Annotated in this window: 7 protein-coding genes; all 7 read left to right on the top strand. The window is 53.9% G+C overall.

What is annotated here, in order from left to right; genetic code table 11:
* The first annotated feature begins 247 nt into the window (after positions 1-247).
* The 7 genes from IZU87_RS13525 (at position 248) to IZU87_RS13495 (ending at position 5,926) form a co-directional block, all read left to right on the top strand.
* On the top strand, positions 248-529 hold the full coding sequence (locus IZU87_RS13525) for a response regulator transcription factor (protein ID WP_213114859.1): 282 nt from the start codon (positions 248-250) through the stop codon (positions 527-529).
* A gap of 583 nt (positions 530-1,112) precedes the next feature.
* Positions 1,113-1,796: a LuxR C-terminal-related transcriptional regulator gene (locus tag IZU87_RS13520; protein ID WP_043331668.1), complete on the top strand. Its 684-nt coding sequence runs from the start codon at positions 1,113-1,115 to the stop codon at positions 1,794-1,796.
* 11 nt (positions 1,797-1,807) lie between these two features.
* On the top strand, positions 1,808-2,311 hold the full coding sequence (locus tag IZU87_RS13515) for a CsgE family curli-type amyloid fiber assembly protein (protein ID WP_192839021.1): 504 nt from the start codon (positions 1,808-1,810) through the stop codon (positions 2,309-2,311).
* A 76-nt stretch (positions 2,312-2,387) separates the two neighbouring features.
* Positions 2,388-2,801, top strand: a complete 414-nt coding sequence (locus IZU87_RS13510; protein WP_054556371.1) for a curli assembly protein CsgF — start codon at positions 2,388-2,390, stop codon at positions 2,799-2,801.
* Positions 2,802-2,827: 26 nt separating this feature from the next.
* Positions 2,828-3,661: a CsgG/HfaB family protein gene (locus tag IZU87_RS13505; RefSeq protein ID WP_213114858.1), complete on the top strand. Its 834-nt coding sequence runs from the start codon at positions 2,828-2,830 to the stop codon at positions 3,659-3,661.
* A gap of 357 nt (positions 3,662-4,018) precedes the next feature.
* Positions 4,019-4,507: a hypothetical protein gene (locus IZU87_RS13500; RefSeq protein ID WP_131431072.1), complete on the top strand. Its 489-nt coding sequence runs from the start codon at positions 4,019-4,021 to the stop codon at positions 4,505-4,507.
* Between the two features lie 312 nt (positions 4,508-4,819).
* Entirely contained in the window at positions 4,820-5,926 is a 1,107-nt protein-coding gene (locus IZU87_RS13495; protein WP_213114857.1) for a hypothetical protein, read from the top strand.
* The last annotated feature ends 74 nt before the right edge of the window (positions 5,927-6,000 follow it).

Below are 6,000 nucleotides of genomic sequence, written 5' to 3'. Positions count from 1 at the left end.
AGGTCGTTAGGGTTTCACCCATGGCGAGTGGTCCTCTTGAATCGTGTTCTGGCAGGAACATCATGATTCTACAAGAGAAAACCACTCGCCACCTTCGTTTTCAGGTCGGCCTCATGAATAAGCCGGGATCTCACTACTTCTGAATATTCCTTTCAGCGGGATCTTCTATCGCCAGGATAGCCTTGAACAAATCAGCAAGGGTATCGGCAAGATACTCGAGAATGAAAACTGGCTGACTCGCAATATCATGCAGACGTTGATTCGTCATTATCGTCAACAACAGCAGATTGCCTTCCAGCCTGTCATGGGACTGACACAACGTGAACTGGAAATATTGTCACTCATTGCGTCACAGCAAAGTAATGCAGATATCGCGCATAGATTGATGTTGAGCCAGCACACCGTGAAGTCTCATTTATATAACATCTTTCGCAAGATCAGAGTCCACAACCGCCATCAGGCGATCCAGTGGGCCCACGAGCACCTCAACCTTTACATCCCCAAGCGCACGACGGAGCCGGAATCCTGAGGCTCAGGTGACGCTGGACGAGCATCTCTTCCAGCTGGTGGATCTGTGAGGTCACCACAGCGACAGGGCATGTCTCACGCCGGCTACGCGTAGTAAGCGCTTCACTTTTCAAGAGTGAAATGACTCATGCGCAGTACTGCGTCGCATTCCTGCCCCCCCCTCGAATGCGGGGATACAAAAAGACAAGCCCGGTTACATAATGACATTGAAGAGAAGCCTTCCAGCATTAGATCTGTGGTACCTTTGAACCAGTGGAAAGCTTGGTATAAAAAGCGCAAAGGTCTGGTTTTCATTGCACTCTCGAGAAGGGCCATCATGACCAGCGCTAATTTCATCAGGTTTACGTACTGTTTTTCCTATTCTTTTTCTGGGTCTAATCAGGACTGGAGGGGAAGGATAAACTGGTTATTTTAGCAAGTACTGATTAGAGGTTGCCTTATCCCCACTATCGCGCAATCCTATAAAGGTGCTCAGCGCGTAATGCCCGACGTGAATGAGTGCAGTGCTACACGACTCACCCAACCACACTTCAGATATGGCTCCGCCAAGAAAAATCGGTACGACAACTCAGAGGTCTCGCACCATGATTACAGGGAACGCAATGGTGCTGCTGGTGACTGACTGCAATCCGCAGTCAGCGCTTTTCATGGATTACATTCGCCAGCAGCTTGAGTGTCAGGTGGCTTCCGCAAGCCCCGACGAGGATTACACCCCCGGGCAGGCAGAGAGAACGATAGTGCTGCTGGACACCGACCACGTCGATGAAGGCACGATGCAACGCTGGGATGCAGATGCCAGCCAGGATGCCAGCGCAGAGCTGGCCGCTATCAACATCAGTGATGAAGAGGAAGCTGCCAGCCTGCTGGTCAGCACCCATCTTCAAGGCGTGTTCTACCGACAGGACAGCCTCTCACTGATCAGCAAGGGCATCGCGAAACTGCTGGAAGGCGACATGTGGATGTCCCGACCGCTGATGACCCGCCTGCTGGATTTCTATCGCCGTCAGCAGCTCAACGCCTATCGCCCGGTCTGTGGTCTGACCCAGCGTGAGGTGGAAATCATCGGCTTGCTGGGCACGGGTGCCTCGAATACCGAGATTGCTGACCAGCTGTTCGTCAGTGAACACACGGTCAAGTCACATCTCTACAACATCTTCCGCAAGATCAAGGTGCATAACCGCATTCAGGCCATGAACTGGGCACGTCAGAACCTGGCAATGCCTGTCTCGCGCACCCCACGCATCGCTCGCAGAGCACAGATGTCGTGAACGGTTGGGGCATGACAAGCCGCCAGGTGGTCGCCTGGGGACTGACATGCTTCAGTCTGTCGCCCGCCTTCGCGCAATCCGCGCCGGAGGCGGTGCGACCCGAGGTATCCGTTGCCAGTGAAGAGCAGCAGGCTCGCCGTCAGGGGGAAGATGGGGTCGCCATCCAGCGCGCTCGCCCCACGCTCTCCGACGGTCTCAGCGGCGTGATGATCGATCGCACCATGACCATGATCGGCAAGACCTTCTTCCGCCAGTTCAGCCAGCAACGCCTCGATAGCCCAGCCATCCGCAACACATCCCTCAGCATCCATGAACGCCCCTCAGCACGCTGGGGCAGCCTCATCTGGATCACCGAAGGCAACAACGTTCTGTACGAAGCGACGCTCCCTCCGCGCCTTAATGACGTGGATATGTACGCCAGCGCCGCTGTATCAAGCGTCTCCGACCAGTTCCTGCGTCGCAAGGTCATGGAAGCCCTGCGCAACGACCCGGACATGGCCGGTGACGAATTCTGATGTATTGAAGACCGACATAATAAATGGGCTCCGGACACGGAGACCCTGACAATACGCAAGGGAACAGGGGAACATCATGAAGCATCAGACACTCGCGGTGTCGTTGCTGTTATCGGCGATGCCGCTATATGCCGGTGAACTCATCTATCAGCCCATCAACCCGAGTTTCGGTGGCAATCCTCTCAATGGCAGCTACCTGCTTGGCAAGGCCCAGGCCCAGGACACCCACGAGGATCCTGATGCCTACTCCTTCGATAGTCTTTCCGAAACAGAACTTTTCATCAGCGACCTGCGCAATAGCCTGGTATCCGATGCCATCACCGATGCTGTCGATTCCACAGAGCCCGGCCGTTCCAGCGTGATCGACAGCGCTCAGCTGCGTGTCGAAGTCATCAGTAACGGCAATGGCGGTTTCTCCATGCAGGTGCTTGACCGCGCCACAGGTGAAACCACCGTCATCAACCTCGGCACATCAGGCAATACATTCTGATCCGCTACTGATGAAGGGTTCGCTCAATGAAGACACTCACCTCCATGCTGGCCGTTGCCAGCCTGGCGCTTGCTGGCTGTGCGCCGATGGTCGCCAATACCCAGGGTCTTGAAGGGGTGCCCAGCACCTTGATGCCAAGAACCACCACCTATCAGGATCTGATCAGTCTGCCGCCTCCCGCCGGACGTATTCCGGTCGCCATCTATGACTTCCGTGACCAGACGGGGCAGTACCGGCCTGCCCCTGCCAGTACCTTCTCTACGGCGGTCACCCAGGGCGGCGCCGCCATGCTGAGCGCCGCATTGTCGGACTCCGGCTGGTTCATCCCCCTCGAGCGCGTGGGACTGCAGAACCTGCTGACAGAGCGCAAGATCATCCGCGCCAACATGGAACGCACGGGACAGAATGATCTTGCCGCATTGCAAGCCGCCAACCTGCTGTTCGAGGGTGGCATCATCGCCTTCGACTCCAATGTCAGAACAGGCGGGGCGGGCGCGGAATACTTCGGGATCGGCGCCTCTGGTCAGTATCAGGTAGACCAGGTGACGGTCAATCTGCGTGCTGTCGATATCACCACGGGGCAGGTCATCGCCAACGTCAATACCAGCAAGACGATCTACTCACGCGAGCTGAGGGCGGGCGTCTATCGCTTCATCGATTTCAGTCGCTTGCTGGAGATGGAGGCGGGGTATACCAGCAATGAACCCGTACAGATGGCGGTAATGTCCGCCATTGAATCTGCCGTGATTCACTTGATTGCGCAAGGCGTCGAACGCCAGCTCTGGGTTCTCCAGGACCCGGACAGCCTTCAGACATCAGAGCTGATGGATTACCTGCAAGCCCCGACCCCGATGTTGTAGAGCCAGCCCACATTCAAGACCCCGTAGAGAGCATCGTGGTATTCGCGGTGTTTATCTCTTCCTTAAAAGGCAGTCACCTCGCAAGAGGTGGCTGCCTTTTTTCATATCTGCGCAAAATATAAGAAACAATTAAAACAACAAAGCATGAAATATCATGCACCTAATACCGTCAACAGTAATACCTCCCTGAACGGTGCTGAAAATCTGGCCACTCTTTGTCATTACTCACCGCTATTGGGCAAGACATTATGAGTAGCAATCTCTAGCCCTCATAAACCCGAAAAGGACTGATGGTGATGGCCTCGATAAAGACCAATAGTTAGTGCACTTAGACGGTCACCTGGATGGACTCACGCCATGGCTTCGGCAAAGCATCAACAAAGAAGAATGCTACAGGCCTGCCTTTTCTTTTCATCACTGACACTCAGCTTGTGGGTGTTGGCCAATGACTTGGCGACCACCTCCGAATTGGGGAGCAGCCACTCAGTGGCGGTCATCGAGCAATCTGGCGCTTATAACTCGGCGATGATCGTTCAGCATGGTAATGGCAACGCCTCCTTGATTGACCAGAGCGGTGTCCTGAATGAAGCAGGGGTCGACCAATATGGCAATGGAAACACGGCATACACACTGCAAGAGGGTGCCCTGCATGAGGCAAGCATTCTTCAGCATGGCCAATATCATGATGCGCTGATCATTCAGCAAGGTGTTGGGCAAAGCGCCAGCATTCAGCAGACAGGCATCGGGGGAAGCGCCACGCTTCTACAACAGGCCAGTAGTCAGGTACCGGCAAGTATCACTCAATATTCACGGGGCCATATGCGTGTCCAGGTCATACAACAGTGATCTTTACCACGATGGCTCGCATGACATCGCTATATGACGATGATGCTTGTGAAGGTGGTGGCTGAATACCCGCTTTCATCGAATCGCCAATACGAATTTTGCCTGGCCAGGAGAGATTCTCACTTATATGTAGTCAAGAGTCCTGCATGACGAATACAACCTTCTGGCAAGGCCATAAAAGAGCAGTAGCAGTACAACATGATGTCGCGGATCACGAAAACCAGACCGCCATCATGTCAGGGGATGCATGACCAGAAGCAAGTCAATAATAAAAACACTACTCGAAAAATGATCTACACAAGGGAACAAACCATGAAAATTCAAATGAGCTTGCTGGCTATCGCGATTGCTTTTACCTCTCAGGCGATGGCAGACAACAACACCGCAGATGTCGATCAGACTGGCTTCATGAACATGGCCAATGTTGACCAGACATCACGTAATGGCGGGTCTCTCGATAGCAACCACAACAGTGATATCGATCAGACAGGTGCTTTCAACAAGGCCAAGACCTATCAGAACGGTGTCAATCATGTTATCCGCATCAATCAGGTCGGTGGTGGAAACCGCGCAAAAACCACCCAATATAGCAGCACAAATACTGGCATCGTGGATCAAAAGGGTGTCCGTAACACTGTCGATATGAACCAGAAAAGTTACAAGCATACCGCGCGTATCACGCAGCAAGGCCTTGCAAACAAATCTTCCTCTTGGCAGGGCGCCAGTGGCTCGCCGGCTGGGCGTGAAAACTTGCTAGTCGTGTCACAAGAGGGCGTGTTCAACAAATCCAGCGCTACCCAGCAGGGCAGCCATGCCATCGCACGTGTCACTCAGACAGGCTACCAGCATGATTCTGATGTCCTGCAGGTAGGAGAATATAACCGCGCTCGTGTCACCCAGGATGGGCGCTTCCATAACTCGACCGTGACACAGACAGGCACTATGGGTATTGCCGTCGTCGACCAGGCCGGTTCGCGCAGTGACTCTACCGTTACTCAAGCAGGTGATTTACAGGTCGCACGTGTGACTCAGGAGGGTAGCTCACACGACTCTCTGATCAATCAGAGCGGGATGCAAAACACCGCACTAGTGACACAGTCCGATATGCTGCAGTACTCCGATATCAGTCAGAGCGGAGAAAACAACCTGGCCATTAATATTCAGAGTGGCTATAAAAATGCGGCCATCGTTGTTCAAACTGGCAGCAACAGCGATTCTCTGATCACCCAGAGCGGCGCCTATGATCATGCCCACGTCATTCAGTCAGGCAGTGGCCATCGTTCAGAAATTCTCCAACAGGGTGGAGGTTTCCTGAGCTTCGCGACCAATAGTGCCCACGTGACACAGTCAGGTGCGATGAATACCTCCAGCGTGACCCAGACTGGCGGTGGCAACGTAGCCAACGTGATGCAGTACTGATCACGCCCCAGCCAGGATGTCTTACAGAACCCCGCGCAAGCGGGGTTTTTCGTTTTTCCGCCCGGTGGATCCAT

This window comes from Cobetia sp. MC34 (assembly GCF_018340035.1).
Taxonomy (GTDB): Bacteria; Pseudomonadota; Gammaproteobacteria; order Pseudomonadales; family Halomonadaceae; genus Cobetia; species Cobetia amphilecti.
This window is presented reverse-complemented; position numbering and strand designations above follow the sequence as displayed.

Excerpts from the sequence above, each read along its gene's own strand:
- IZU87_RS13525 (WP_213114859.1), top strand. The coding sequence starts at position 248 with ATGCAGACGTTGATTCGTCATTATCGTCAACAACAGCAGATTGCCTTC.
- IZU87_RS13520 (WP_043331668.1), top strand. The coding sequence starts at position 1,113 with ATGATTACAGGGAACGCAATGGTGCTGCTGGTGACTGACTGCAATCCG.
- IZU87_RS13515 (WP_192839021.1), top strand. The coding sequence starts at position 1,808 with ATGACAAGCCGCCAGGTGGTCGCCTGGGGACTGACATGCTTCAGTCTG.
- IZU87_RS13510 (WP_054556371.1), top strand. The coding sequence starts at position 2,388 with ATGAAGCATCAGACACTCGCGGTGTCGTTGCTGTTATCGGCGATGCCG.
- IZU87_RS13505 (WP_213114858.1), top strand. The coding sequence starts at position 2,828 with ATGAAGACACTCACCTCCATGCTGGCCGTTGCCAGCCTGGCGCTTGCT.
- IZU87_RS13500 (WP_131431072.1), top strand. The coding sequence starts at position 4,019 with ATGGCTTCGGCAAAGCATCAACAAAGAAGAATGCTACAGGCCTGCCTT.
- IZU87_RS13495 (WP_213114857.1), top strand. The coding sequence starts at position 4,820 with ATGAAAATTCAAATGAGCTTGCTGGCTATCGCGATTGCTTTTACCTCT.